Raw genomic sequence first — 26,038 nt, 5'->3', positions numbered from 1 at the left:
GGTGAAATACTATGAGAATAGAGCCATCACATACGATTACAGTTAAAGATCACTTGAATTTCATGGCAATGGTTAGTTGTTTTTGGCTAGCTATTTACATATATGCTCCTGTCTTTGGTGTGTATCTACAACATATAGGGTTTTCATATGCTGCTATAGGTGTCATTTTGGGAAGTTATGGAATTACACAAGTGTTACTCCGTCTTCCATTGGGAATCTTATCCGATTATTTACAACGTATTCGAAAACATCTTCTGGTAGTCGGCTTTATAATGGCTCTTTTAAGTAATTTGATATTTGTCTTTTTTGATTCATTTTTTATGGTGTTAGTCGCAAGGCTTTTAGTTGGGGTGACGGCATCCGTTTGGGTAATGGCAACTGTTTTGTATTCGTACTACTTTAGCCCAAATCAATCAGCTAAGGCTATGGGTACTTTACAGTTCATTACTGTTGGCACACAGTTCGTGGGAATGGCGGTTAGTGGCTATCTCGTATATTTGGCGGGTTGGAGTTTACCATTCTGGGTAGGAGCTTTTGCTTCGATCGCAGGAATCTTTTTTGCTGTGAGAATAAAAGATGTACAAGTGAATGAAGTTCAATCACCTCGTTTAACGATAAAAGATCATTTACATAAATTGAGAGCAGTTCCGAATTTAAAACTTCTTACATTCGCTTCATTAATTGGACATGCTGTTTTATTTATTACGATTTTCGGTTTTACACCAATTGTAGCAGTTTCGTTAGGAGTATCTGAGGAAAGATTTTTCTGGCTTATAGGAGCATTTTTTATCCCTCATATATCTGCCTCTTTCTTATTTATATTTCGCACATTTTCGGTTCAAACGAATCAGCGAATATTAAAATTCAGTTTTGTAGGAACAGCTATCAGTTTAGTTGTAATACCGACAGCAAAATCACTTTTAATGTTAAGTGTTTATCACGCAGGTCTAGGACTCGCATTAGGATTTGTCTTTCCAATTATTCTAAGCGAGGTCGTGAGAATTAGTCCGAGTAATCTTAAAATGTCTGCGATGGGTTTCCATCAATCCTTCTATGCATTGGGAATATTATTTGGACCTTTTTTAGCGGGTATTATCGCAGAACAAATGGGGTTAAACGAGGTTTTTATCTTTACAGGAATAGCTTCCTTCTTAGTCGCGGGTATATTAGCACTCTTATATAAAGTGAAGTGAACGGACAGGAAGCCTATTGTGGTGTATAATTTCAATAGCAATGCCTATAAAGGTAAGTAGAGGGGTAAGTTTTAATGAAGAAAAACCATAAAACATTTCAGACAACATCATATAAAGTGGAAAAACAGGTCGAGTTGTTACCATTTTTACTCGAAGTTATGTCTAAGAGCAGTAGAAATTCGGTCAAGTCAATACTTACACGAGGTCAAGTGACAGTGAATGGCCAGTTGACAAAACAACATAACTTTACTTTAGAACCCGGCCAAAAGGTTGAAATATTAAGCAATCAAATGGCACTCAATCTTTCGAAATTGAATGGTGTATCGATAATTCATGAAGATGAAGATATTATCGTTATTAATAAAGATGCGGGCGTACTTTCAGTTGCGACAAATAAAGCAAATGAACTAACTGCTTACCGTCAAGTAACGGACTATGTACGAGGCAATCATGCTAAAAGCAGAATATTTGTCGTACATCGGCTCGATAAAGGAACGTCAGGTGTTATGATGTTTGCCAAAAGTGAAAAGGTCCAACAAGCATTGCAGAACACTTGGAGCGAATCAGTAAAGGAACGAATGTACACCGCCTTAGTAGAAGGTAGGGTGCGTGAGGAATCAGGAACAATTAAATCTTGGTTAACTGAAAACAGTTCCTTTAAAGTATATTCAAGTCCTGTAGACAACGGCGGACAGCATGCAATTACTCATTACAAAAGAATTCAATCGAACAAAGAGTATTCATTACTAGAAGTGCAGCTTGAAACGGGACGAAAAAATCAAATTAGAGTGCATATGGAAGAGTTAGGACATCCTGTAGTAGGGGACAAAAAATACGGAGCAACAGGCAATCCACTACGAAGATTAGGTCTTCATGCGACAGCTATAGCTTTCTTGCATCCTAGTACTGGTAAATTGGAACGTTTTGTTGCTGAAGTACCAACCATTTTTAATACGCGTTCTAAATAACGAGAAGTAGGTATAGTGAATGAAAGCTAAGTTAATTGTAGGTATTTTTTATTTAGTCGGTTTGCTATTACTCGCATTGGGAGTAAGTATGATGATTATAGCAGATCTAGGAGTAGGACCGTGGGACGCAGTGTACGTTGCGCTTTCCGAAAAGTTAGGTTTAACAGTAGGTAGTTGGGTATTTATCGTAGGTATACTCTTAATTATTGTAAATAGTCTATTAGCAAAAGGAATACCAGACTTTCTTGCAATCATAACGATTATTATTATCGGATCCTTTGTCGATTTTTGGTTACTCATTGTATTTGCGGAATATCAGACGGGTAGTTTTGGGAAAGATGTAATCGTTATGTCTGCTGGAGTGTTAGTTTTAGCAATCGGCATTGCATCTTACTTACAAATGAAAGTTGCTAGAAATCCTATTGATAACCTGATGGTGGTGATTCAACAACTTACAGGAAAAAGTATAGCATTTACAAAAACTGCAATGGAACTTGTTGTCTTGGTAATAGCATTCTTCATTGGGGGACCTATTGGAATCGGGACAATTATTATTACGATAATAATAGGACCATTAATACAACTATTTTATCCTCGCTTTACAAAATTAAAGGTTAGACTTTGTGATGAAGTACTAGCGGAAGGTTGATTGGAAATGACGTTTCAAAAATTTTCATTAAGTGATGAAATTATTAAGGCACTGGACGGACTAGGATATACAGAGCCTACTGAAGTGCAAGAGAAGGTAATCCCTTGTGCGCTTAAAAGACAAGATTTAGTAGTGAAATCACAAACAGGCAGTGGTAAGACGGCTGCATTTGGGATTCCTATTTGTGAAGTAGTGGATTGGGATGAAAACAAACCTCAAGCTCTCATTTTAACACCAACACGGGAACTCGCAGATCAAGTGAAAGAAGATATTACGAATATCGGTCGTTTTAAGCGGATTAATGCAGCTGCAGTTTACGGAAAGCAACCTTTTAATTACCAAAAGGCCGAGTTGAAGCAGAAGTGCCATATTGTGGTTGGAACGCCAGGACGCGTCCTGGACCATATAGAGCGAGGGACACTCGTTCTAGATAAAATCACTTATTTGGTTTTAGATGAAGCGGATGAAATGTTAAATATGGGGTTTATTGAACAAGTCGAAGCGATTATTAAAAAAATCCCAAATGAACGGACTACAATGTTGTTTTCAGCAACACTTCCTGAAAAAGTTGAAAAGTTAAGCAGCAATTATATGAAGAACCAACAAAATATAGAAATTGCTTCAACTGTTACATTGACTGATCAAATTGAACACTCATTATATATCGTCACTGAAAATCAGAAATTCGATTTGTTACGTAAAGTAACTGTAGTCGAAAATCCAGACAGTTGTATTATTTTTTGCAGAACGAAAGATCAAGTGGATGAAGTAACGGAGCAATTAGAAAACTTGTTTTACACAGTCGACAAATTACACGGTGGAATGATGCAAGATGATCGTTTTGAAGTGATGGATGAGTTTAAGCAAGGTCGTTTCCGTTATTTAGTTGCTACAGATGTGGCTGCGCGTGGAATCGATATCGATAACATTACGCATGTCATTAATTATGACATACCACTCGAGAATGAGAGCTATGTACATCGGGTCGGACGGACAGGACGGGCTGGGAATAAAGGAGTTGCACTATCATTCGTAACGCCTTATGAAGATCGATTTCTTTCAGATATCGAAGCCTATATCGGTTTTACAATTTCTCGGTCGAATGCTCCGACTCAGATACAAGTTGCTGGAGCAATGGATGCTTTCACTGAGAAGATGGAAAAAATCCCTAAGTTGAAAAAAGTGAAAAGCGAAAAGTTAAACAAAGATATAATGAAGCTTTATTTTAACGGCGGCAAAAAGAAAAAACTTCGTGCCTTTGATTTTGTTGGAACAATTACCTCGATTCCTGGAATTGACGCTGAAGATATCGGGATTATTAAAATTCAAGATGGTGTTACGTATATAGATATCTTGAATGGTAAAGGGCCTATTGTCTTACAGGAAATGAAAACGAAAACGGTAAAAGGAAAACAATTGAAAGTGCACAAGGCTAAAAAATGATTGTGAGTATTAAAATCTAATGAAAAAGTAAAACAAAAAAAACAGTAACGGGTGCTCTCCAGAGCTGTAAAGCGTTAAAAAATTAAAGAAATGGGACACGAAACCGAAATGGTTTGGTCCCTTTTTTGTTGTTCTAACAGGGGTAAGGCTATAAATACAGCTCTATTGAAGTGTGAATGGACTAGCCTAATTGACTTATCTCTTTAATGAACCTGAAGGGAATTAAGTATTTTGAAGACTTTGTTCGGTTCCACTGGTATGATAGGGGAGATAAATGCAATTTGATCTTCAACAATCAGAGCCGAAAACCGAATATAGAAAACTGTTGCTTTCCGTTTCGGCGTCCGCTACGCTACCTGCTGGGCTTTCAGCTTGCGCTGTTCCCACTGAAGTCCAAGCAACGGAGTCTATTTTGTAAAAAGTATATTCCGCAATAGAGTCATTTAGTTGAACATGGAAAATAATAATTTTGGGTGTGGAATAGGCTTTTCCAATCAACAAAATGAGTTAGGTGTTAGACACCCTATTGACAACTGTCATGTTTTTCATTATCATTATAAAAACATTAATGAATTAAATAAGACTTCGTATAACCCCAATAATATGGTTTGGGGGTCTCTACCAGGAACCGAAATTCCTGATTACGAAGAAAGTACATTTATTTGTATTTTCTTCGTAATCAGGAATTTTTTTGTTTTATTATCAAAATATTTCTGTTTTATCATCAAAAAATTAGTTCAGGAGGACAAACATGGATTTTTTAGCATTACCGAAAATTGAACTTCACTGTCATTTGGATGGATGTCTTCGGGCGGAAACCATTATCGATATTGCCCGAAAGGAAGGCATTGAGTTACCTTCATATGATAAAGAGGAGTTGCAAAAGGAATTGGTTGCACCGTTGGATTGTGAATCTCTCGATGAGTATTTAAAAAGATTTTTTCTTCCTAATGTGGTCATGCAATCCCGGGAAAACTTAAGAAGAATTACTTTTGAGCTATTTGAGGATGCAGCATGGGAAAATGTGAAATATTTAGAAGTCAGATTCGCCCCGCTACTTCACGTAGAAAAAGGTCTTCTTGTTGAAGAAGTTATTCAAGCGGTTATAGAGGGAATGAGAGATGCTGAAAGTCGTTACGAGATAAAGGGAAATATAATCCTATCTTGCATGAGGACGATGTCAGTTGAAAGCGCATTTGAGGTAGTTGAAAAAGGGAAACAGTTCCTTGGAAAAGGTGTAGTGGCAATTGACTTATGCGCATCCGAGGAAGAAGGCTTTTCTAAAAGATTCGTAGATCCAATCGCATTAGCTCGGAAATATGGCTACCGAGTCACTATTCATGCCGGTGAAACGGGGATTGGTAAAAACGTTTCAGAAGCCATTGAACTCTTGGGCGCTGAACGAATCGGACACGGCGTATTTATTAAAGATTGTGCCGAGGCTTACCAGCTTGTGAAAGATAGACAAATCGTGCTTGAAATGTGTCCAACAAGTAATGTCCAAACGAAAGCTGTTCATCATTATTCTGAACATCCGATTTATCAGTTTCATAAAGATGGATTAAAAGTGACGTTTAATACAGATAACCGAACAGTATCCAATACGACAATGGAAAATGAATTCTATTTAGTTAATAAAGAAAATAGCCTAAGCGATGAAGATTACCGACAAATTTATGTAACGAGTGTTAAAGCCTCCTTTGCCGACCAAGAAACGAAAGAATGGTGCTTAGCACAATATTAAAAGGAAATTAGACTTAGAAACAAAAATAGTCCCCGAACTCGAACATTTTTTTAAATTACCATAACAATAAACTTTTGTAATATTAACAGATTTTGAAGGTTCCCACTTAAACTATAGGGTACGATTATGAAGTAAGATTTATTTGTAAATACTTAGTTGATTGGAGTGCAGACTGTTAAATCAGCGGGGCAGGTGAAACGACAGCGGGTTGTACCACTGCCGGCCCTCCAGAGCGCGTTGTGGAAAGATTGAACTTTATCTTTCCACACTTAGGGTCTGGAACAGAAATCAATGTGTTATGTAGACCGATAGAGTCTGATTCCTTAATAATTACCAACACAAATGGAACTTAATAAGGTCCATTTTCATCGATTATTAAACCTAAATGATTTGCCAAACTCGTTTTTCAGCAACAGATCTAAGTCTTGGTTCTGGCTGAACAGCTACAGGGTTTCCAACGAGTTCTAAAACAGATAAGTCAGAGTGACTATCCCCATATGCAAAACTATTCGCCCAGTCAATCTTCTTACCTTCTAATGCTTCAAGAATTTTTTTATTTTTGCGTATCCCATTGATATGAAAGATTGGTGTTTTGCTATCAATCCGTTGTTCTTTTAACGGAATATCAGTACCAATAATTTCATCGAATGGTAGGCCTCTAGTTACTGAATGTAAAAGTGGCGTATATGCACCGGAAACAAGCATAACATGAACGTTATCCGTAACGTGTTCATCTATTTTAGAGAGCACGGTTGCATTAAAATCTACACGCATTTTTACAGCAAGCTCTTCAAAATATGTATCTAGTTCTTTTGAGGATAACTTATCAAATACATCTAAATAAAAGCGCATTGAACGTTCTTTTAACCTTGCTTCTGGATAAACCCCAACTTTACTTCCAATATATCGAGGAAGCACGGAGCGAATAAAACGATTGTATTTTTTGTGATAGAGTGGGTGATTCTTTAAGTGATCCATAAGAGTGGAAAATGTTTCTTTCTCGTATAAAGTACCGTCAAAATCAAATATAGCTACGCGCATACAAATCACCTTTTCCTTGGTTGTTACTCAAACTATACAGTTCATTAAATGTTTTTGCAATATAAAGAAATTAAAAACCGTGTACGAATCCCTTTAAAATAAGGGGATTGTACACGGTCTTTAATTTTATTGAATACCGCTATTATTTGGAGGTAAAGGTGGTTGACCTTGAGCTGGAGCGAATGCATTTAGCATTTGCTGCATGTCTTGCTGTGCCAATTGAGGTACTTGGTAATAATGATGCTTGTTCTGATAAATTGAAAGTTCATAAGCCATTTCAATACAATTAGGTATTGAATCAGCAAGAACACGGCGTACAACTGGGTTGGTTGTTTCGAGAGCGACAGCCGCTTTCGTAGTTGCTCCTGCTTTCGTGGCTCCGAGTAAGAAACCGGAAATGATTTCATCGGATATTTCAGCTGCAGATTGGATAGGTTTTTTGGGCGGCGATTCTTTCAACCCATAAATAAAGTCATTTTCTTGCTTCATCTTATAACTTCCCGTGGGGTGAGAAGGATCTTTCCCAGATTTAAAAGCTTCTACGGTAATGTTATACTCATCCAACGTAAATCGATATTGTCGATCTAATATATCGAGTAGCTCCGGGTCTTTTACATGCGGTCTAAGGATCAAAGACTGGTCTAACGAAGCGACGGTTGAAGATATAGCTTCATGTAAATCAAAAACTTCATGGCCACCGTGATTCATTTGCTGTGAAATTGCACCAGTTTGCATATTTTGATGCATTTGACCCGGTTGTTCTCCAAATTGATTATGTGTCATTTACTAACTCCTCCTAATATCGATCATTTTTAGCATCGACATTAGTATGTGTAAAAGGACAGAATCTATTCAATCATAGAAATAAGTCATTTTATTAGAAGAGGAACTTGCATGATGATAATAATAAAAAGCCTTGAAATTATGCCAAGGCTCCTTCAGATAATTGTAGTATCAATCATTATTAATATATTTTAAAATGGTTTGAAATGCTTCTAAGTCAGGATTAAATAATAGGGCTGGGAGAAAAGCAAACGAAAACAATAGCAATAGATTTGCACCAAGTAACGCACGAGCAATTTTCTTGATTTTCATAATTATCCCATCCTTTATATCAGTTTTTTTCTAACGTCCGCAATTAATAACTTCATTCATCAGAATAGTTTGATAATACTATAATTGTTAATAAAAGAAAAGAAAATATTTCATTCACATGGATATTTTATTAAAAACAAAATAAATTACTTTTAAAATTATTAACTTTTTATTTGTATTCCAAGTTCTCTGTTCATTTACATAGTATGCTGGGCGAAACTGAATGTCTTTTCTAATTGAAGAGAAATGGGGAAGAAATTTGGTATCAACATGCTTCTGAATAAGATCTATAATGTCCGGAAATAAGCACTTGGCTTCATTGTATGCATAATAAGCTTGTCACATCAATAACCTTAGAGTATAAGTATTTTAACGAATGAGAGGTTGATGGATTTGCAAATTCATGTAGTTCAAAGTGGTCAAAGTTTGTATGGTATTTCTCAAGCATATGGAGTACCTTATCAAGAAGTTGCTGTAGCAAATGAAATTCCTGATCCAACTCGCCTTGTAATCGGGCAATCGTTGGTTATACCGATTACAGGAAGTTTTCATTTAGTGAGACCAGGAGAGTCTCTTTACTCCATCGCGAATATGTTTGGGATGACTGTAAATGAACTAGTTAGAATAAACGGTATCGAAACTTCTCAAACGCTACTAGTAGGGCAGCGTTTGTATATACCCCAAAAGAAAAAACAACCGATTGAAGCCTTACTTTATGTCGAGCCACGAACACCTGTCACTGAGGTAATGGTTCAAGAAGTAAAAAAGTTAGTAAGTTCACTTACTTATCTTGCGATGTTTAGCTACCAGATGAATCGCGACGGTTCACTTATAGCCCCATCAATCGATGACATTCCAAATATTGCGAGCAGAGTGGGAACGGCGAATGCAATGGTTGTTAGTAATTTAGAAGACTATCAGTTTAGCCCGGATTTAGCCCATGCCCTATTTACAGATGAGGCTGCACAAAATCAGTTGTTTGGAAATATTATCCAAGTAGCCAACGACATAGGCTATAAGGATATTCACTTTGATTTTGAATTACTTTATCCAGAGGACCGAGAATTGTACAATCAATTTCTTAGAAATGCTCGAGATCGAATTCATCAAGCTGGATATACCTTATCTGTCGCAGTAGCCCCTAAAACAAGCGATGTGACAGTCGGAATTTATGGCGCTCATGACTATGCAACACTAGGAGAGATTGTAGATTTTGTTGCATTAATGACGTATGAATGGGGATACACATACAGTATGCCTCAAGCAGTCAGTCCAATCGGTCCTGTACGCCAAGTGGTAGAGTATGCACTCTCACAAATTCCAGCAGAAAAACTGTACTTAGGCCAAAATTTGTATGGATATGATTGGGGAACGCCTTACCCTCCTCAAGGTGGTGCTCCCGCGAAAGCATTAAGCCCGCAACAAGCTATTGCGCTTGCGCTAAAAGAAAATGCGAGGATTCAATATAACTATCAAGCACAGGCACCGTTTTTCCAATATTACGATGAGACAGGTGCGTTTCATGAAGTATGGTTTGAAGATGCACGGAGTATTCAAGCAAAATTTGATTTAATGAAAGAATTTAACTTGCGTGGCATAATGTACTGGAAACTCGGGTTGTCCTTTCCACAAAATTGGTTGTTACTCAACGACAATTTTACAGTCACAAAAATAACTTGAGAAAACAGACCTCGTTGTTCCATTAACGGGGTCTTAAATCTGTTATACTATGTATAAAATTAAATTGGAGTTGGTCATTGTGATAAAAACGATTATTTTTGATTTAGATGATACGTTATTATGGGACAAACAAAGTGTTGCTACTGCATTTAAGTTAACTTGTGAAAGAGCGGCTGAAGTACACGAACTGGACCCAACAAAGTTAGAAGAAGCAGTTCGTTTCGAAGCCAAAGCATTATATGAAAAATACGATACATATGAATTTACTCAAATGATAGGAATCAATCCATTTGAAGGGCTTTGGGGAACATTCGATGATGAAGGGGAATCCTTTCAACAAATGAAAAAGATTGTACCTGGCTACCGTTGGGAAGCTTGGACAAGGGGTTTGAAACGACTTGGAATTGAAGATAGTCAATTAGGAAGTGAGTTGGCTGAATTATTTCCTAAAAATCGCAAAAAAAGTCCATTCGTGTATGAAGAGACGTTCAAAGTACTCGACCTTTTAAAGGAGTCGTATACTCTCGTGTTGTTAACGAATGGATCACCTAGCTTACAGCATACGAAATTGAAAATTACTCCTGAAATTGCGCCCTATTTTGATCTTATTGTCATTTCTGGTGCATTTGGAAAAGGTAAGCCGGATCCATCAATATTTGAGCATGTTTTGGCCAAATGTGATACGAATCCGGATGAAGCCTTAATGGTAGGAGATAATTTAATGACTGATATTTTAGGAGCAAATCGTGTCGGTATTTCATCTGTTTGGATTAATAGAGAAAACGCTGAGCCAAACCCAGAAGTAAAATCTACTTTTGAAATTACTAATCTAGAAGAACTTTTTGCTTTATTAAAGTAAAGGCTATGTTATATAACTCTGTTGAAAGTTGATAAATTATTTGTACACTCCTAGTCGATTGAAGTGGAAGACGGCGACTCCGGGAGGACAGCAGGACAAGTGAAACAACAACGGGTTGGTCGACCGCCTGCCCTTCGGAATGCGTCAGGGAAAGATTACACTTCATCTTTCCGCTCTTCAGGGAAAGATCGCACTTCATCTTTCCGCTCTTCAGGGAAAGATTGGACTTCATCTTTCCGCTCTTCAGGGAAAGATCGCACTTCATCTTTCCGCTCTTCAGGGAAAGATCGCACTTCATCTTTCCGCTCTTCAGGGAAAGATTGGACTTCATCTTTCCGCTCTTCAGGGAAAGATTGGACTTCATCTTTCCGCTCTTCAGGGAAAGATTGGACTTCATCTTTCCGCTCTTCAGGGAAAGATTGGACTTCATCTTTCCGCTCTTCAGGGCGGAAACGGAAATTAACAACATTATTATTTAACAGAGCTAGAATAAAAAATAGAAACCTCTCATGTGGAGGTAGAGTCAATTTTGACGAAACATAGAATTTATACAAGGAGTTTTGAGGAAAGAATAATTATGAAAAAAAGACTGGAATTTAGATAGGATTCGTACTTGAGTTCTTAGTTCGAAAAAAATGAGAAAAGAAGTTCGTTTTAGAAAAGGCTCAAACCAACATGGTTTTGAGCCTTTTCTCTTATTTATAAATCAATCGAAATGACATCTAAAATATCTTCAATCTTCTTTAAATTATTGATGTTTTCCTCCGCGACATGCTCATCGACCGTCAGCATCATAATCGCATGCCCGCCTGCAACTGAACGTCCCACTTGCATCGTTGCAATGTTAATATTTTCTTTAGCGAGAAGGGTACCAACACGACCAATCGCACCAGGTTGGTTAATATGTTTAATAAAGAGTAAATGTCCATCTGGAGCTACGTCAACAAGACTCTCATCCACTTTAACTATGCGTGCCCCTAATCCGTTAAGTAAAGTTCCAGCAACGCACCGGACTCCGTTTGGCGTTCTCACTTCAACAGTGATCAGATTGGAGAATCCTTTAGATGTTGTCGACTTATGTTCATGAACCTTTATTCCAAATCGATCAGCCAAATAACGCGCGTTCACATCATTTACATGATCTCCCAGGTTTCGTTTCAATAACCCTTTCATCGTATTGCGTGTTAATGGACGCACATCAGATTCAGCAAGCTCACCCGAATAGTAGATGTTAACCTCTTCAATGGTACTTTCAGATAAGCGGGATAAAAATATCCCTAGTTTTTCTACTAAATTAAAGTAAGGTTCGACTTTTGCCAAAGCCTCTTTAGATAAAGAAGGGAGGTTTACCGGGTTGCGAACAGATCCACCATTTAAAAAGCTAACGACATCTTTACTTACATCAATCGCTACAATTTCCTGTGCTTCTAGTGTGCTTGCTCCTAAATGAGGAGTTGCAATTACTTGTGGAAGTGTTAATAGTTTATGATCAAGAAAGGGCTCTGTTTCAAATACGTCTAGTGCGGCACCTGCCACTTTTCCTGCAACAATCGCATCATACAATGCATCTTCGTCAATAATGCCTCCACGGGCACAGTTAATAATCTGTACACCTTCTTTCATCATTGCAAATGCATCTTTATTCAACAAATGTTTGGTTGCTATCATTAAAGGGGTGTGTATCGTGATGAAATCAGCTGCTTGTAACACTTCATCGATTGTCCCAGCGGTAATACCAAGTTTTTTAGCTTTTTCTTCTGTCAGGAACGGATCGTAAGCAATCACACTCATTCGCTGTCCTTTTGCACGAGTAGCAACTTCAGCTCCAATCCGCCCTAGTCCAACGACACCTAACGTTTTATTTTTCAATTCAACGCCAATGAACGATTTGCGATCCCATTTTCCATTTTTTAATGAGTTAAATGCCTGAGGGATTTTACGTGCAAGTGACATAAGCATAGCAATTGTATGTTCAGCAGCTGAATTTGTATTTCCGTCCGGTGCATTTACAACAATAATTCCATTTTCAGTAGCAGCTTCTATATCGATATTATCTACACCAACTCCAGCTCGACCAATGATTTTTAAATTTATGCCTTTTTCTATAATTTCCCGAGTTACGGTTGTTTGGCTACGTACGAGTAAAGCATCAAATTCATGGATTTTATTAACCAGTTGTTCAGGTGAATTTGTTGTATCAACCACGATATTCATACCTTTAGCTTGTCTTAATGGAAATATACCTTCTTCACTAAGTGGATCGCTAATTAGAATGTTAAAAGTCATTAATAGATACGCTCCTTCAGTCAAATAAATTTGTAATGCAGTATTGTTTGATGAAATAAAAAGAAGCCTTTCATCCCTTACATAATGTAAGGGGCGAAAAGCTTTACTCACGCGGTACCACCCTTTTTTTGCCAATCGCAATACGAAAATAGAAATTGGCCTAAATTATCATGCGCAACATGCATGGGGCGGAGTGGTCTACTTGTGATTCGACCAATCTATTCAGGAGTGCCACAAAACGTTGAAACCACTGATTCTCACCAACCATCAGTTCTCTTAAGATTTGTAAACGTAATGTTTATCTCCATCAAAATAGTTAAAATTAATATTGAATTTGAATCAATGATAGACAAACAAAACCAAAATGTCAAAGGAAAGTTCTAATAGTTTATATGTTTTTTGTTTTGTCACTAAATTGTGAATATATTACGAAGAATTGAATTATATGTTGTATTTATTCCTTTATTCGTATAAAATACAAGGACTATACAAAACTATGTTGCAATTTGAACTACGGATTATTTATCTAAATCCAGCAGTAGACTTCAACTTCTATAAAATAGGGGATGAATTCAAGTGAATATTCATTCATTGGGAGTTTAAACTCCTGCTGAATCTAGATAAAGGAATGCATGTTTCTGTACACGATTCTGTACTGAAATATGCATGGTCAGCTTTTTTGGCTGTCCCTCGAATATCATGGTTTTTTAGAGGAGTTTTTCGAGTGAACTCGAAATGCTCCTTAATCAATTATGCCTTGGCCTAATTGATTAAGGAGCGAGTCATTTGGAACCTCTTTTTTCTTTTTAAGAAAGGACTGATAATAAAATGAAAAACTTAACAGATGTAACGAAAGATGCAAAAAAACTAGCGAATGATTATGTGCATGAGGTATACGAATTAATAAAAAAACGGAATAGTGATGAAAAAGAATTCTTACAAGCAACTAGGGAGATTTTTGATTCTTTAAGGCCTGTATTTGAAAAGCATCCTGAATTTATTGAAAATGGGATTCTTGAAAGATTGACAGAACCAGACCGAATCATTACATTCCGTGTTGCTTGGGAAGATGATCAAGGAAAAGTTCATGTGAATCGAGGTTTCCGAGTTCAGTTTAACAGTGATTTAGGACCATATAAAGGTGGAGTTCGATTTCATCCTTCAGTAAATACAAGTATTATGAAGTTTTTAGCATTCGAACAAACGTTTAAAAATTCACTTACCGGGCAGCCAATTGGTGGAGGTAAAGGGGGTTCTGATTTCGATCCGAAAGGGAAATCAGAGCGAGAAATAATGCGCTTCGTTCAAAGCTTCATTACTGAATTAAGCAAGTATATTGGTGCGGATGTCGATGTACCTGCGGGAGATATAGGTGTCGGAAGACGTGAGATTGGTTATATGTTTGGTCAGTATAACCGATTAAAAGGCGGTTACCAAGCCGGCGTATTTACAGGGAAAGATCCTGCACACGGAGGAAGTCTTGGTAGAAAAGAAGCAACGGGATACGGGACTGTATATTTTGTTGATGAGATGCTTAAAGACAAAGGATATAGTTTTTCAGGAAGTAAAGTAATTGTCTCTGGTTCAGGTAACGTGTCTATTTATGCAATGGAAAAAGCAATTCAACTTGGTGCAACGATTATCGCGTGTAGTGATTCGAATGGCTATATTTACGATGAAAACGGCATTAATTTAGATACCGTAAAGTTTTTAAAAGAAGAAAATAACTATCGAATTAAAGAGTATTTAAAGGAACATCCAAATGCGGAATACGTTGAAGATTGTTCTAAAATTTGGTCGATTCCTTGTGACATTGCCCTTCCTTGTGCAACTCAAAATGAAATCGATGAAAAAGCAGCTCGTATTCTCGTATCCAATTCAGTTAAAGCAATTGGTGAAGGAGCGAATATGCCTTGTACAAATGAGGCTATTAATCGATTTGTTGAAAATGAGGTGCTTTTTGCTCCTGCAAAAGCAGCAAATGCAGGGGGCGTTGCAGTCTCAGCAATGGAAATGTCACAAAATAGTATGCGTTTAAGTTGGACAGCAGAAGAGGTTGACGAAAAACTCAAACAAATAATGAAGGATATTTATAGCAGTAGTCTATATGCTGCAGAAACGTATGGTCACCCTGGTAATCTTATAATGGGTGCGAACGTTGCAGGATTTTTAAAAGTTGCAAACGCAATGGTTGCACACGGCGTCAGATGATTAAGTAAAAAGGTCTTTGCTATGCAAATAGCGAAGATCTTTTTTTTACGGAATTTAATAATATAAAGAAAATTTGCATACAAAATTCTTGCACAATTACAGGATTATGTTATTATAAATATACTAGTAACCGAATAAATATTCACTCTGTAATTTGGAAGGAGAAATGTATTATGACAAATAAAAAAGTTGTTTTGGCCTATTCAGGCGGTTTAGATACATCTGTAGCAGTTCATTGGCTAACAGATGAAGGATACGATGTTGTTGCTGTTTGTTTGGATGTTGGCGAGGGGAAAGATTTAGAGAGCATTAAAGAAAAAGCAATACAATCTGGGGCTGTTAGTAGTTATATAATTGACGCTAAGGAAGAGTTTGCAAATGAATATGTGCTCCTTGCACTGCAAGCACAAGCCTATTATGAAGATAAATATCCGCTTGTATCCGCATTGTCTCGCCCTCTCATTTCGAAAAAATTAGTTGAAATTGCTGAACTGGAAAATGCAACAACAATTGCACACGGCTGTACTGGAAAGGGAAATGATCAAGTGCGTTTTGAGGTTTCTATTAAAGCTCTCAATCCCTCGCTAGAAGTGATTGCCCCTGTAAGAGAGTGGAGCTGGTCTCGTGAAGAGGAAATTGAATATGCGACTCAGAAAAACATTCCGATTCCAATTAATTTAGATAGTCCTTACTCCGTTGACCAAAATTTATGGGGACGTGCAAATGAGTGTGGTGCCCTTGAAAATCCGTGGACAACGCCTCCTGAAGATGCATATGACCTTACGGTGGCTGTTGAAGATGCACCGAATACACCTGATATTATTGAGATTGAATTTCAAAAAGGAGTTCCGAAAAGCATTGACGGTGTAAATTATAAACTAAGTGATCTAATACTTTATTTAAATAAATTGGCAGGTAAACACGGTATTGGAAGAATCGACCACGTTGAAAATCGTCTCATAGGAATTAAATCACGTGAAATTTATGAGTGTCCAGGTGCGATCACGCTACTCAAAGCGCACAAAGAGATTGAAGACATTACGCTTATTAAAGACATCGCTCACTTTAAACCAGTTGTTGCAAATAAATTAACACAACTAATTTATGAGGGCCTATGGTTTTCGCCACTTAGAAATGGATTGGAAGCATTTATTAAAGATACACAACAATACGTAAATGGAACGGCACGTCTGAAGCTATTTAAAGGCAACGTGATCGTAGAAGGGAGAAAATCCCCAAACTCTCTTTACGATGAAAAGCTAGCAACGTATACATCAGCGGATGCATTTGATCAGACTGCAGCAGTTGGATTCATAAAACTTTGGGGATTACCAACTGAGGTCCACAGTACAATCCAAAGAAAGAAATTGGAAGTAACGGAATAATTAAAAACTAAATCCAATTATAAAAAGACGGTCTTCTCCTTCGATAACTAGAAGGGGAAGACCGTTTACTAATTCATTTAATTAAGCTCTCAATGGAGTGGAATGAAGGCTTTTGATTATCGAAAGTTGAAATGTATTTAAAGCCAATCGATCTTAACAGGTCAAGGGATTCCTTAAACTGGAAGGCAAGCTCAGATACTCTGTGTGCATCTGAACCCAATGTGATAATTTCGCCACCACTTTGTTTATAAAGCTTTAAGATATCATCACTTGGCATCCCGTTTTCGAGTCCGTAACGAACTCCTGAGGTGTTCAACTCGATTCCTTTACCTTCAGGAATAATGACGTTGAACATCTCTCTAAGAACTTCATGAAAGTTATTTTCACAATGTTTCAACGTGTATCTCTTCACTAAGTCTACATGTCCTAGGACAGAAAATTGTTTGAAGTTTTTAATACAGTAAAGCAGCTCATCGTAATACACTTGGTAAGATTCCTCTAGCGTTTTACCTTTAAATAAATCACCGTAATGGAGTCCTTTTTTTTCAGTAGTATGCATCGAGCAAATAATAAAGTCGAAAGAATTGGCTTTCACTAATTCGTCATACTTATGTAAAATATGAGGTTGAACACCAAGTTCAATGCCTTTTTTAATATGAATTCGTTGTCCGTATTTTTCACGAAGTTCATTTATTTTGGCATCATATACGTTCAAATCAAAATCAAAAACAATTGAATCGTCGGGATATTCATAATCGATGTGTTCAGTAAAACAGATTTCTTTTAGGCCTTTTTCAATCGCTCCCAGGACCATATCTTCCATAGGAATGGAGCAATCTGCTGAAAAGTCGCTATGCATATGATAATCAAACATAAAATAATATCTCCTTCTGTTGACATTTTCCTTTTACACCCTTATAGTACTAAATAACTTCACTCTAGTAAAGCGTTAAAGTATTGTTAAAATTAAGCTTATTTGAAACTGAAAGGCGGTTCATATAGTAGTGTCTATTGATTATAAGATAACAGATGAGAATGTTAAAGAGTACGAGGAACAGGAACGAATTATTAAAACAATAAGCAAACGTTTTATGACATATGGTTATAAAAGAATAAAAACATCAACCTTTGAACAATACGATTTGTATTCAAAGGTAAAAAGTTCAATCAATCAAAATGAAATGATTAAAGTAATCGATCATAAGGGGCAAGTGTTGGTATTACGCCCTGATATGACAATTCCGATTACCCGTAAATTAGCAGAGGATCAATCGAAGCTTTCAACAGAATTGCGTTATTTTTATGTGCAAGACGTCTTTCGCCAGTCATTCGATAAAGTCAATGAAATCGAAAGCACGCAAGCAGGGGTAGAGTGTTTTTGTGAAAGTTCACCAGAGGCGGATGCAGAAGTGATTGCTCTAGCTAGTCATACGCTGAAGGATTTAGGGTTTATTGATATCAAAATAGAATTGGGCCACGCAGGTTTCTTTAATGAACTGGTTAGACAAATAGAATTGACTGAAACTCAGTTGAGGCAACTAAAAAGTATGATTCAAGCAAAAAACTTTGTAGATATTGAAGCCTTTCTAAAAGACCTACCTATTGAGCAAGAAATAAGAGAAGCGATTGAAATGATTCCATTCTTATATGGAAATCCTAAAGATGTAAGTGAACGGGCAATGAAAATTTTATTTACAGATAAAATGAAAGAAAAAATAGACTACCTAATAGATGTTTATGAAATACTTAAAATATACGGATTAGAAGACAATATCATTATGGATTTAGGTCTCATTAATCATATGGGTTACTATTCCGACGTAATATTCCAAGGATTTGTAGAGAAATTTGGCCAACCGGTACTTATGGGTGGAAGATACGACCAATTAGGGAATGAATTTGGTGCGACACTTCCTGCCATTGGTTTCGCATGTGAAATCGATTCACTAGTAGTAGCTTCTTCTGATCAAAAAATATTTTCTCGTGTGCCTATAGATGTAAAAATCTTATATGCAAAGTCTTGGATCGGAGAATCGATTACCATTGCGAATGAATTACGCGAACGAAATTTCAGTGTACTCACATTCCCAATGGAAAAAGAACAAGTGAATCAGCAACAATGTATTTACTCTATCCGAATTGATGAAGAACAACAGACATTTCATTATAAAGGGACATCTCGACCCTTCTCCGGAATGAAAGAATTATTGAATCTTCTTATACGGGCGAAAGGTGATGTGTAAATGAGTTATTTAACCTTAGCGATAGGTTCGGGTCGCACGGCAAATCGAGCGATGGAGCTCCTTGCGAAAGCGGGAATTGAATTTCCAGACTTTCATAATAAAAGTAGAAAATTAGTGATTTTCGATAAAAATCAAGCCATCAAATTAATTTTTGTGAAAGCTGTAGACTTACCAACTTATGTTGAAAAAGGAGCAGCAGACATAGGAATTATTGGCAAAGATACAATTATGGAAGAGCAGCCAGATGTCTACGAATTGATGGATTTGAATATTGGGAAATGTAAAGTTGTAGTGGCGGGTTTTCCTGATAAACGTGAAGATAGTAAAAAAATAGTAACAGTAGCTTCTAAATACCCTGAAATTACGAAAAACTTTTTTGAAGAAAAAGGCACACGCATAGACATCATTAAATTAAATGGCTCAATCGAATTAGCCCCTTTAATAGGAATGTCTGATGTTATTGTAGATATAGTAGAAACCGGAACAACATTAAAGCAAAATGGTTTAATTATATTAGATGAAATTGCAGATGTTAGTGCAAGGCTAATTGTCAATAAGGCTAGTTATGCAACGAAAACAAAATGCATTCAACAATTTATTGCGGAGCTAAAAGAGGTATTGGAGTGATTGTGAATGAAGATTATAAATGCTGAACAATTTGAAAACGAAGTGAAAATGGAAAGTGATGATAATGACGAGGCAATTGATCGTGCAGTCCTATCTATTATTGGAGACGTTAAAAAAAATGGAGATGGTGCTCTAAATAAATACACGGAGCAATTTGATAATGTAAAACTAGAAGAAATCAAAGTAACAAAAGAAGAGTTTGCTGAAGCGCAGTCCCTTGTTACACCTGAATTTGTGCAAGCAATACGTAAAGCCAAGCAAAACATCACTACATTTCATGAAGTGCAAAAAGAACAATCTTGGTTTATAAATGGCGAACATGGAATATTATTAGGCCAAAAAGTAACCCCTTTAACTAGTGTCGGGGTTTATGTACCAGGCGGGAAAGCGTCTTATCCATCAACTGTTTTAATGAATGCAATTCCTGCAAAAATAGCGGGCGTGCAAAATATAGTTATGACGACACCTCCTCAAACAAATGGGAAAATAAATCCACATGTACTAGTTGCAGCAGCCGAGGCTGGAGTCGATATCGTATACAAAGTTGGTGGAGCACAAGCAATTGCAGCTTTAGCCTATGGGACAGAGACGGTACAAAAAGTTGTGAAAATTGTAGGCCCTGGAAATGCATATGTAGCTCGTGCAAAAAAATGGGTTTATGGAGAAGTTGCAATAGATATGATTGCAGGGCCAAGTGAAATTTGTGTGGTAGCGGATGATTCTGCGGTTCCAAGTTATGTAGCAGCAGATTTACTTTCTCAAGCCGAACATGATGAACGGGCTACGGCAATATGCATAACAACTAGTAGAGCGTTTGCTGAAGCATTAATCGTTGAAGTAGAAAAACAGATGAGCACATCCGATCGAAAAGACATCATCGAACAGTCGATTCGAGACAATGGAAAAATTGTACTTGTCGACTCATTGGAGGAAGCGTTTCGTTTAGTAAATAATAGCGCACCTGAACATTTACAACTTATGATTGAAAATCCAATGGAACAAATGCAATACATCCATAACGCAGGCGCAATCTTTTTAGGAAATTATTCACCTGAAGCACTAGGAGATTATGTGGCGGGACCGAATCATACACTCCCGACGAGTGGGACGGCGGCATTTTCATCGCCACTTGGGGTCTATGATTTCATGAAAAAATCAAGTATTATTCATTACACAAAAAAGGCTTTGGATGCAGTGTCAAACGAGATTATCACCCTTGCAAAAGCTGAAGGATTATCAGCACATGCGAATTCAATTCAGATTAGAAAGGCGGACTACTAAATATGCGAAAGAAAAGTATTTCAAGAGCAACTGCTGAAACATCAATTGAAATGGACTTTACAATTGATGGAACAGGAGAAACTACTATTCAGACAGGTGTCGGTTTTCTTGACCACATGCTCACTTTATTTACGAAACATGGTTTATTTGATTTAAAGGTAGTTTGCGACGGTGATATTGAAGTGGATCAGCACCATACCGTTGAAGATATCGGAATCGTATTGGGGCAAGCATTCAATGCGAGCATTGGAACAAAAGAAGGAATCGATCGATATGCAACGATTTCAATTCCGATGGACGAAGCTTTGTCGACAGTATCGATTGACATTAGTGGCCGACCGTTTTTTGTCTATAACGTAGAAGGGCTAAAAGATAAAGTAGGAGAATTTGATACGGAGCTAGTAGAAGAATTTTTCCAAGCCTTTGTAAGTCATGCGAAAGTAACTTTACACATTAATTTGCAATACGGAAAAAATACGCACCATATTATTGAGTCAATTTTTAAAGCGTTCGGTCGTGCATTAAATACGGCAAGTACAATTAACCCAAATATTAAAGGAATTCCATCTACCAAAGGAATGCTTTAAAAAGGAGATCCATTCATGATACTTTTTCCAGCAATAGATATACGTAACGGCAACTGTGTTCGTCTTATTCAAGGGGATTATAATAAAGAGATTGTTTACGGAGATTCTCCAACAGATATGGCATTGGAATGGCAAAGGCAAGGTGCTGAATATTTACATATTATTGATTTGGACGGCGCAAAATCTGGAAATTCATTAAACCAAGAAGCGATTCGGGAAGTTGCTAAAGCAGTTACGATACCAATTCAAGTTGGTGGCGGCATTCGTTCGATTGAGATTATAGATGCGCATATTGAAAGTGGTGTGAGTCGGGTAATCATCGGAACAGCAGCAATCAATGATAAAGCGTTTTTGAAAGAAGCTGTTGAAAAATACGGCGATAAAATTGCCGTGTCTATTGATGCACGTAATGGTTTTGTAGCTACAGATGGGTGGACGGAAACGACAGATGTACAAGCGATTGATTTGTTGAAGGAGCTTGAACAACTAGGCGTACAAACGGTTATCTACACAGATATATTTAAAGATGGAATGATGCAAGGGCCAAATTTTGAAGAATTAGATGCGGTAAACAAAGCATCAGCAATCGATGTAATTGCTTCAGGCGGTGTATCAACAGAAGAGAATATCGCAAAGTTAAGAACGATGGATCTATACGGTGCAATTATCGGAAAAGCACTCTACGATGGTAATTTATCACTAGAAAAACTAATGGGGGACGTAACTTATGAAAAGTAAACGAATCGTACCATGTTTAGATGTCGATAAAGGAAGAGTAGTAAAAGGCAAGAAGTTTCAAGATATTCAAGATGTGGCAGATCCAGTTGAGTTAGCCAAAAGGTATGTAAGTGAAGGTGCTGATGAACTTGTTTTTTATGACATCACAGCGTCAACTGAAAATAGAAGTTTGTTTCTAGATGCAATAGCAAATGTTGCGAAGGAAGTGCCGATTCCATTTACAGTAGGCGGAGGCATTCGTACATTAGAAGATATTCAAAATGTGTTAGATGTAGGTGCGGATAAAGTATCGATTAATAGTGCTGCAATTGAAAATCCGAAGTTTGTTGAAGAGGCTGCAGAAAAGTTTGGTTCAGAGCGTATTACTTTTGCAATGGACGTGCAAAAAGTTGCTCCTTCAAAATGGTCTGTATTTTCTAAAGGCGGCAGTACAGATACAGGGATCGATGCGATTGAGTGGGCAATACGTGGTGAACAACTAGGTGCCGGAGAACTTGTTATTAACAGCATCGACGGTGACGGTGTTAAAGGTGGATATGACATCGAGTTAACACGGACGATTGCAGAAGCCGTGAGCATTCCAGTAGTCGCGAGCGGAGGAGCAGGAACAAAAGAACATTTTGTTACCGCGCTTACAGAAGGAAAAGCAACGTCTGCACTTGCTGCATCGGTATTCCACTACGAAGAGATAAATATTAAAGAGCTTAAAGCGTATTTGCGTTCAGAAAATATCCCAATGAAGGAATGAGTATAGATGAGTATACAAATCGAATCGATTTCATTCGATGAAAAGGGGTTAATTCCCGCAATCGTTCAAGATGATCAAACAGGCAAAGTATTGATGCTCGCATATATGAACAAAGAATCATTAGAAAAAACGATTGAAACAAAAGAAACGTGGTTTTTTAGTCGATCCCGAAAAGAGTTATGGAACAAAGGAGCAACATCTGGAAATCGTCAATTTGTTAAGAATCTAGCTCTAGATTGTGATGGAGACACGATTTTGGTGCAAGTTACACCACAAGGTCCAGCTTGTCACACAGGAACAGAAACCTGTTTTGAGGACAATGGTTTTATTGGAGTGACATCGAACCGTGCAATTGTTCAAGAACTAATTACTGAAATAAAAAGTCGTCGGTCCAACCCAGTTGAAGGGTCATATACATCATACTTATTCAGTGAAGGCATCGATAAAGTACTAAAAAAGATAGGCGAAGAATCCAGCGAAGTAATCATTGGAGCGAAAAATGACGATAAAGAAGAGCTTACGAACGAACTTGCAGATTTGACGTACCATACACTCGTGTTAATGGAAATTGCCGGTGTAAGTATAGAAGATCTAAAGGAAGTTTTAGTAGGTAGAAGTTCTAAAAGAGAAGAGACCGCCAATGAATAAATATTGGAGTACGATGGCAAAGCGCGCAGAACCTTATGTACCTGGAGAACAAATTGAGCAACCGAATTTGGTGAAATTGAATACGAATGAAAACCCTTATCTTCCAAGTCCAAAAGTAGTTGAAGTCATTGAGAAGGAGCTTACAGGCAATCTGAACTTATATCCTTCTCCAACAGCGGAAAAACTACGTGCAACAATTGGACTGCAATTCGGACTAACTGCAGATGAAGTTTTCGTTGGCAATGGTTCTGATGAAGTGTTGGCATTTTCATTCATGGCATTTTTCGAACCAGGAAAAACAATACAATTTCCAGCGGTAACGTACAGTTTTTATCCAGTTTATGCAAAGTTGTATGATATTCCGTTTGAAGAAATAGCAATGAATGATGATTTCACTTTAAAAGTTGAGGACTACTTCAATTCAAAAGGCGGCGTTATACTTCCCAATCCCAATGCGCCGACAAGTTTGTATCTCGGGCTTTCACATATTGAGGAACTCATTAAAAACAATCCCGAGAATGTCGTTATTATCGATGAGGCCTATGTAGATTTTGCGGAAGAGTCTGCGGCTAGCCTTATCCAAAAGTATGATAACTTACTCGTTGTGCAAACAACTTCGAAATCACGGTCGTTAGCTGGATTACGGGTGGGCTATGCATTGGGAAATCGTTCATTGATTGATGGGCTAATACGTATGAAAGATTCATTTAATTCATATACAATTGATCGGCTTGCCATGGTTGGCGCACAGGCTGCATTTGAAGAAGTAGAGCATTTTAAAGAAACTACTCAAAAAATCCTCTCAACGAGAGAAGCTGCATCGGAAAAAATGAAGCAATTAGGATTTAGCGTATTGCCTTCACAAGCAAACTTCTTATTTGCAACGCATCCAACATATGCAGCAGAGGATTTATATTTGAAATTAAAAGAAGCAGGAATTCTTGTTAGGCATTTTAATAAAAAACCGATAGACGACTATTTACGAGTATCAATTGGAACAGATGACCAGATGGAAAGATTTTTTATGGAACTAAGTAAAATTATGGTCTGATTAAAATACCTACTGTTAATTGAAAATCACTCAAGTCTACTTACTTGAGTGATTTTTTAATATGCAAGAAATACCTATCCAGTTTGAATTTCTTCGTAAGGGTAGTGAATATGCTCCTTTGATGAACGTACTAAGAAGAAAAGGGTAAGTGGACCTATCCGACCGATAAACATCACTATACATAAAAGAACCTTTCCAAAATCACTCATACTTCCGGTAATTCCCATCGATAATCCAACAGTACCAAAGGCAGAGACAACTTCAAAAGCCATTGGCAATAACGGGATTTTTTCTATAAAAGTCAATAAAAGAATGAAAAAGAATACAATGCCAGAGCTTACTACAGTTATTGCTACAGCGCGAATCATAGTTTCGGTTTTCAGTGTCTTCCCGATGAAATGGGGTTCGGGTATTCTTTTCAAATAGGAAAATGTAGCGAAAAGAATAACGATGAATGTAGTGAGTTTAATTCCCGAAGCAGTAGATGCACTACCTCCTCCAATAAACATAAGCAACATAGTAATTAGCAAGGATGGATCGGTCATATCTCCAACTGAAATTATATTAAATCCAGCCGTTCGAGGGGAAACGGCTTGAAAATAAGAAGCCATCAACTTAGAAGTTAATGAAAAGTCACCTATAGTTTTCGTATTGTTAAATTCGAATAAAAAAAGAGTAAGTGTAGCGGTGCTATTAATAAACAAAGTACCAAGCAACATGATTTTTGTATGAAGTGACCATTTTCGAAAATTTCTTTTCTCAATAACTTCAATAACAACAATAAATCCTAAGCCGCCAATGATAAATAAGGAGGATAAAATGAAGGTAACAATTGGATCATCGGCAAAGCCAATTAAATTATCTGGAAATGTTGAAAATCCCGCATTATTGAATGCAGAAATCACATGGAACACACTTGCAAATATTCCGTTACTCCACCCCATTGAAGGTCCCCAATAAAGTGACAATAAAAAGATGCCGATTGCTTCAATTGCAAATGCGAATATAATAATTTCACGTACAAGTTTAACCATTCCACCAATAGTATGCAGATTAAAAGATTCTTGGACATAAATCCGGTTTTGTAACCCAATTTTTCTCCTTAATAATGTAAGAATCATTACCCCAAAAGTCATTAGTCCAATCCCGCCGAATTGAATCAGAATCAATAAGACGATTTGTCCAAATAAAGTTAGGGTTGTTCCTGGATTGAAAACAGTCAAACCTGTCACCGTTGAAGCAGAGGTCGCTGTAAACAACGCATCGGTAAATGAAATGGAATGAGTTGTTGAAATAGGTGATTTTAAAAGAATGGTACCTACTATTATGAGCAATAAATAGCTTCCGGCAATGACAAGCGGTGGCGAAAGAATTCGTTTCGGATCATTAAATGATTGCATTCGTTCACCTTCTCCTAGATGGGATAGTAATTCAGCGTACACTCATTTACAAAACACTTATTGCATCGCTAGTCAATGCTCTATTAAGTTCATTATAACTTAATTCAGGTATGTATAGAAATTTGAAAAAATGATATACACCTGTATACGTACCTAAATTA

General features: G+C 37.2%; 25 protein-coding genes, 1 riboswitch and 1 other annotated feature. Of the genes, 18 read left to right on the top strand and 7 right to left on the bottom strand.

Annotated features, from left to right (window positions below; genetic code table 11):
* Positions 1-11 precede the first annotated feature (11 nt).
* The 6 genes from ACXYMX_RS07630 (at position 12) to add (ending at position 5,997) form a co-directional block, all read left to right on the top strand.
* On the top strand, positions 12-1,193 hold the full coding sequence (locus ACXYMX_RS07630; RefSeq protein ID WP_459043656.1) for an MFS transporter: 1,182 nt from the start codon (positions 12-14) through the stop codon (positions 1,191-1,193).
* A gap of 74 nt (positions 1,194-1,267) precedes the next feature.
* Entirely contained in the window at positions 1,268-2,161 is an 894-nt protein-coding gene (locus ACXYMX_RS07625; RefSeq protein WP_459043655.1) for an RluA family pseudouridine synthase, read from the top strand.
* 19 nt (positions 2,162-2,180) lie between these two features.
* A complete protein-coding gene (locus ACXYMX_RS07620; RefSeq protein WP_459043654.1) occupies positions 2,181-2,810 on the top strand; it encodes a YczE/YyaS/YitT family protein in 630 nt (209 codons plus the stop codon).
* 6 nt (positions 2,811-2,816) lie between these two features.
* On the top strand, positions 2,817-4,253 hold the full coding sequence (locus ACXYMX_RS07615) for a DEAD/DEAH box helicase (RefSeq protein WP_459043653.1): 1,437 nt from the start codon (positions 2,817-2,819) through the stop codon (positions 4,251-4,253).
* Positions 4,254-4,527: 274 nt separating this feature from the next.
* Entirely contained in the window at positions 4,528-4,671 is a 144-nt protein-coding gene (locus tag ACXYMX_RS07610) for a hypothetical protein (protein WP_459043652.1), read from the top strand.
* 147 nt (positions 4,672-4,818) lie between these two features.
* A riboswitch (purine riboswitch) is annotated at positions 4,819-4,917 on the top strand.
* Positions 4,918-5,004: 87 nt separating this feature from the next.
* A complete protein-coding gene (gene add, locus ACXYMX_RS07605; RefSeq protein ID WP_459043651.1) occupies positions 5,005-5,997 on the top strand; it encodes an adenosine deaminase in 993 nt (330 codons plus the stop codon).
* A gap of 381 nt (positions 5,998-6,378) precedes the next feature.
* On the opposite strand, the gene ACXYMX_RS07600 is transcribed toward add, so the two are convergent.
* The 3 genes from ACXYMX_RS07600 to ACXYMX_RS07590 form a co-directional block, all read right to left on the bottom strand.
* Entirely contained in the window at positions 6,379-7,038 is a 660-nt protein-coding gene (locus tag ACXYMX_RS07600) for an HAD family hydrolase (protein WP_459043650.1), read from the bottom strand.
* 126 nt (positions 7,039-7,164) lie between these two features.
* The gene (locus ACXYMX_RS07595; protein ID WP_459043649.1) at positions 7,165-7,821 is read right to left on the bottom strand and encodes a spore coat protein; all 657 of its coding nucleotides are present in this window, start codon (positions 7,819-7,821) and stop codon (positions 7,165-7,167) included.
* 171 nt (positions 7,822-7,992) lie between these two features.
* The gene (locus ACXYMX_RS07590; protein ID WP_459043648.1) at positions 7,993-8,133 is read right to left on the bottom strand and encodes a hypothetical protein; all 141 of its coding nucleotides are present in this window, start codon (positions 8,131-8,133) and stop codon (positions 7,993-7,995) included.
* Between the two features lie 393 nt (positions 8,134-8,526).
* On the opposite strand from ACXYMX_RS07590, the gene ACXYMX_RS07585 reads away from it, so the two are divergent.
* Positions 8,527-9,813, top strand: coding sequence for a LysM peptidoglycan-binding domain-containing protein (locus ACXYMX_RS07585; protein WP_459043647.1), 1,287 nt, complete (start codon positions 8,527-8,529; stop codon positions 9,811-9,813).
* A gap of 79 nt (positions 9,814-9,892) precedes the next feature.
* A complete protein-coding gene (locus tag ACXYMX_RS07580; protein WP_459043646.1) occupies positions 9,893-10,672 on the top strand; it encodes an HAD family hydrolase in 780 nt (259 codons plus the stop codon).
* 155 nt (positions 10,673-10,827) lie between these two features.
* On the opposite strand, the gene ACXYMX_RS07575 is transcribed toward ACXYMX_RS07580, so the two are convergent.
* Both ACXYMX_RS07575 and serA read right to left on the bottom strand, forming a co-directional pair.
* Positions 10,828-11,199 (bottom strand): hypothetical protein, encoded by a 372-nt coding sequence (locus ACXYMX_RS07575; protein ID WP_459043645.1) that lies wholly within the window; start codon positions 11,197-11,199, stop codon positions 10,828-10,830.
* 172 nt (positions 11,200-11,371) lie between these two features.
* Positions 11,372-12,958: a phosphoglycerate dehydrogenase gene (gene serA / locus ACXYMX_RS07570; RefSeq protein WP_459043694.1), complete on the bottom strand. Its 1,587-nt coding sequence runs from the start codon at positions 12,956-12,958 to the stop codon at positions 11,372-11,374.
* A gap of 86 nt (positions 12,959-13,044) precedes the next feature.
* Positions 13,045-13,278, bottom strand: a binding site (T-box leader).
* A gap of 508 nt (positions 13,279-13,786) precedes the next feature.
* Here serA and gdhA point away from each other — a divergent pair.
* Together gdhA and ACXYMX_RS07560 are read left to right on the top strand one after the other, a co-directional pair.
* Positions 13,787-15,169: an NADP-specific glutamate dehydrogenase gene (gene gdhA / locus ACXYMX_RS07565; protein ID WP_459043644.1), complete on the top strand. Its 1,383-nt coding sequence runs from the start codon at positions 13,787-13,789 to the stop codon at positions 15,167-15,169.
* 173 nt (positions 15,170-15,342) lie between these two features.
* On the top strand, positions 15,343-16,554 hold the full coding sequence (locus ACXYMX_RS07560) for an argininosuccinate synthase (RefSeq protein WP_459043643.1): 1,212 nt from the start codon (positions 15,343-15,345) through the stop codon (positions 16,552-16,554).
* Between the two features lie 73 nt (positions 16,555-16,627).
* Here ACXYMX_RS07560 and ACXYMX_RS07555 read toward each other — a convergent pair whose 3' ends face one another.
* On the bottom strand, positions 16,628-17,428 hold the full coding sequence (locus ACXYMX_RS07555) for a histidinol-phosphatase HisJ family protein (protein ID WP_459043642.1): 801 nt from the start codon (positions 17,426-17,428) through the stop codon (positions 16,628-16,630).
* A 130-nt stretch (positions 17,429-17,558) separates the two neighbouring features.
* On the opposite strand from ACXYMX_RS07555, the gene hisZ reads away from it, so the two are divergent.
* From hisZ to hisC, 8 genes are read left to right on the top strand one after another with little or no spacing between them, the layout of a single operon-like run.
* The gene (gene hisZ / locus ACXYMX_RS07550) at positions 17,559-18,797 is read left to right on the top strand and encodes an ATP phosphoribosyltransferase regulatory subunit (RefSeq protein ID WP_459043641.1); all 1,239 of its coding nucleotides are present in this window, start codon (positions 17,559-17,561) and stop codon (positions 18,795-18,797) included.
* Entirely contained in the window at positions 18,798-19,424 is a 627-nt protein-coding gene (gene hisG / locus ACXYMX_RS07545; RefSeq protein WP_459043640.1) for an ATP phosphoribosyltransferase, read from the top strand.
* Positions 19,425-19,430: 6 nt separating this feature from the next.
* Positions 19,431-20,705, top strand: coding sequence for a histidinol dehydrogenase (gene hisD, locus ACXYMX_RS07540; RefSeq protein ID WP_459043639.1), 1,275 nt, complete (start codon positions 19,431-19,433; stop codon positions 20,703-20,705).
* Between the two features lie 2 nt (positions 20,706-20,707).
* Positions 20,708-21,292: an imidazoleglycerol-phosphate dehydratase HisB gene (gene hisB / locus ACXYMX_RS07535; RefSeq protein ID WP_459043638.1), complete on the top strand. Its 585-nt coding sequence runs from the start codon at positions 20,708-20,710 to the stop codon at positions 21,290-21,292.
* A gap of 15 nt (positions 21,293-21,307) precedes the next feature.
* Positions 21,308-22,030 (top strand): 1-(5-phosphoribosyl)-5-[(5-phosphoribosylamino)methylideneamino]imidazole-4-carboxamide isomerase, encoded by a 723-nt coding sequence (hisA, locus tag ACXYMX_RS07530; RefSeq protein ID WP_459043637.1) that lies wholly within the window; start codon positions 21,308-21,310, stop codon positions 22,028-22,030.
* The gene (gene hisF, locus ACXYMX_RS07525) at positions 22,020-22,778 is read left to right on the top strand and encodes an imidazole glycerol phosphate synthase subunit HisF (RefSeq protein ID WP_459043636.1); all 759 of its coding nucleotides are present in this window, start codon (positions 22,020-22,022) and stop codon (positions 22,776-22,778) included. Before hisA ends, hisF begins: the two co-directional genes overlap by 11 nt.
* 6 nt (positions 22,779-22,784) lie before the next feature.
* Positions 22,785-23,426, top strand: a complete 642-nt coding sequence (hisIE, locus tag ACXYMX_RS07520; protein ID WP_459043635.1) for a bifunctional phosphoribosyl-AMP cyclohydrolase/phosphoribosyl-ATP diphosphatase HisIE — start codon at positions 22,785-22,787, stop codon at positions 23,424-23,426.
* Positions 23,419-24,477 carry a histidinol-phosphate transaminase gene (gene hisC, locus ACXYMX_RS07515; RefSeq protein WP_459043634.1) on the top strand — a complete coding sequence of 353 codons (1,059 nt, stop codon included), beginning with the start codon at positions 23,419-23,421 and terminating at the stop codon, positions 24,475-24,477. Before hisIE ends, hisC begins: the two co-directional genes overlap by 8 nt.
* A gap of 74 nt (positions 24,478-24,551) precedes the next feature.
* Here hisC and ACXYMX_RS07510 read toward each other — a convergent pair whose 3' ends face one another.
* A complete protein-coding gene (locus tag ACXYMX_RS07510; protein WP_459043633.1) occupies positions 24,552-25,877 on the bottom strand; it encodes a TrkH family potassium uptake protein in 1,326 nt (441 codons plus the stop codon).
* Positions 25,878-26,038: the final 161 nt, after the last annotated feature.

Source organism: Sporosarcina sp. CAU 1771 (assembly GCF_054482775.1).
The sequence above is the reverse complement of the archived record's forward strand: the minus strand, read 5'-3'. Positions and strand labels throughout refer to the sequence as shown.

Coding starts and splice junctions, on each gene's coding strand:
- ACXYMX_RS07555 (WP_459043642.1), bottom strand. CDS start 17,428: ATGTTTGATTATCATATGCATAGCGACTTTTCAGCAGATTGCTCCATT.
- hisB (WP_459043638.1), top strand. CDS start 20,708: ATGCGAAAGAAAAGTATTTCAAGAGCAACTGCTGAAACATCAATTGAA.
- ACXYMX_RS07510 (WP_459043633.1), bottom strand. CDS start 25,877: ATGCAATCATTTAATGATCCGAAACGAATTCTTTCGCCACCGCTTGTC.
- hisIE (WP_459043635.1), top strand. CDS start 22,785: ATGAGTATACAAATCGAATCGATTTCATTCGATGAAAAGGGGTTAATT.
- serA (WP_459043694.1), bottom strand. CDS start 12,958: ATGACTTTTAACATTCTAATTAGCGATCCACTTAGTGAAGAAGGTATA.
- ACXYMX_RS07625 (WP_459043655.1), top strand. CDS start 1,268: ATGAAGAAAAACCATAAAACATTTCAGACAACATCATATAAAGTGGAA.
- ACXYMX_RS07615 (WP_459043653.1), top strand. CDS start 2,817: ATGACGTTTCAAAAATTTTCATTAAGTGATGAAATTATTAAGGCACTG.
- add (WP_459043651.1), top strand. CDS start 5,005: ATGGATTTTTTAGCATTACCGAAAATTGAACTTCACTGTCATTTGGAT.
- hisC (WP_459043634.1), top strand. CDS start 23,419: ATGAATAAATATTGGAGTACGATGGCAAAGCGCGCAGAACCTTATGTA.
- ACXYMX_RS07610 (WP_459043652.1), top strand. CDS start 4,528: ATGCAATTTGATCTTCAACAATCAGAGCCGAAAACCGAATATAGAAAA.
- hisA (WP_459043637.1), top strand. CDS start 21,308: ATGATACTTTTTCCAGCAATAGATATACGTAACGGCAACTGTGTTCGT.
- ACXYMX_RS07595 (WP_459043649.1), bottom strand. CDS start 7,821: ATGACACATAATCAATTTGGAGAACAACCGGGTCAAATGCATCAAAAT.
- ACXYMX_RS07630 (WP_459043656.1), top strand. CDS start 12: ATGAGAATAGAGCCATCACATACGATTACAGTTAAAGATCACTTGAAT.
- hisD (WP_459043639.1), top strand. CDS start 19,431: ATGAAGATTATAAATGCTGAACAATTTGAAAACGAAGTGAAAATGGAA.
- ACXYMX_RS07620 (WP_459043654.1), top strand. CDS start 2,181: ATGAAAGCTAAGTTAATTGTAGGTATTTTTTATTTAGTCGGTTTGCTA.
- gdhA (WP_459043644.1), top strand. CDS start 13,787: ATGAAAAACTTAACAGATGTAACGAAAGATGCAAAAAAACTAGCGAAT.
- ACXYMX_RS07590 (WP_459043648.1), bottom strand. CDS start 8,133: ATGAAAATCAAGAAAATTGCTCGTGCGTTACTTGGTGCAAATCTATTG.
- ACXYMX_RS07560 (WP_459043643.1), top strand. CDS start 15,343: ATGACAAATAAAAAAGTTGTTTTGGCCTATTCAGGCGGTTTAGATACA.
- hisF (WP_459043636.1), top strand. CDS start 22,020: ATGAAAAGTAAACGAATCGTACCATGTTTAGATGTCGATAAAGGAAGA.
- ACXYMX_RS07600 (WP_459043650.1), bottom strand. CDS start 7,038: ATGCGCGTAGCTATATTTGATTTTGACGGTACTTTATACGAGAAAGAA.
- hisG (WP_459043640.1), top strand. CDS start 18,798: ATGAGTTATTTAACCTTAGCGATAGGTTCGGGTCGCACGGCAAATCGA.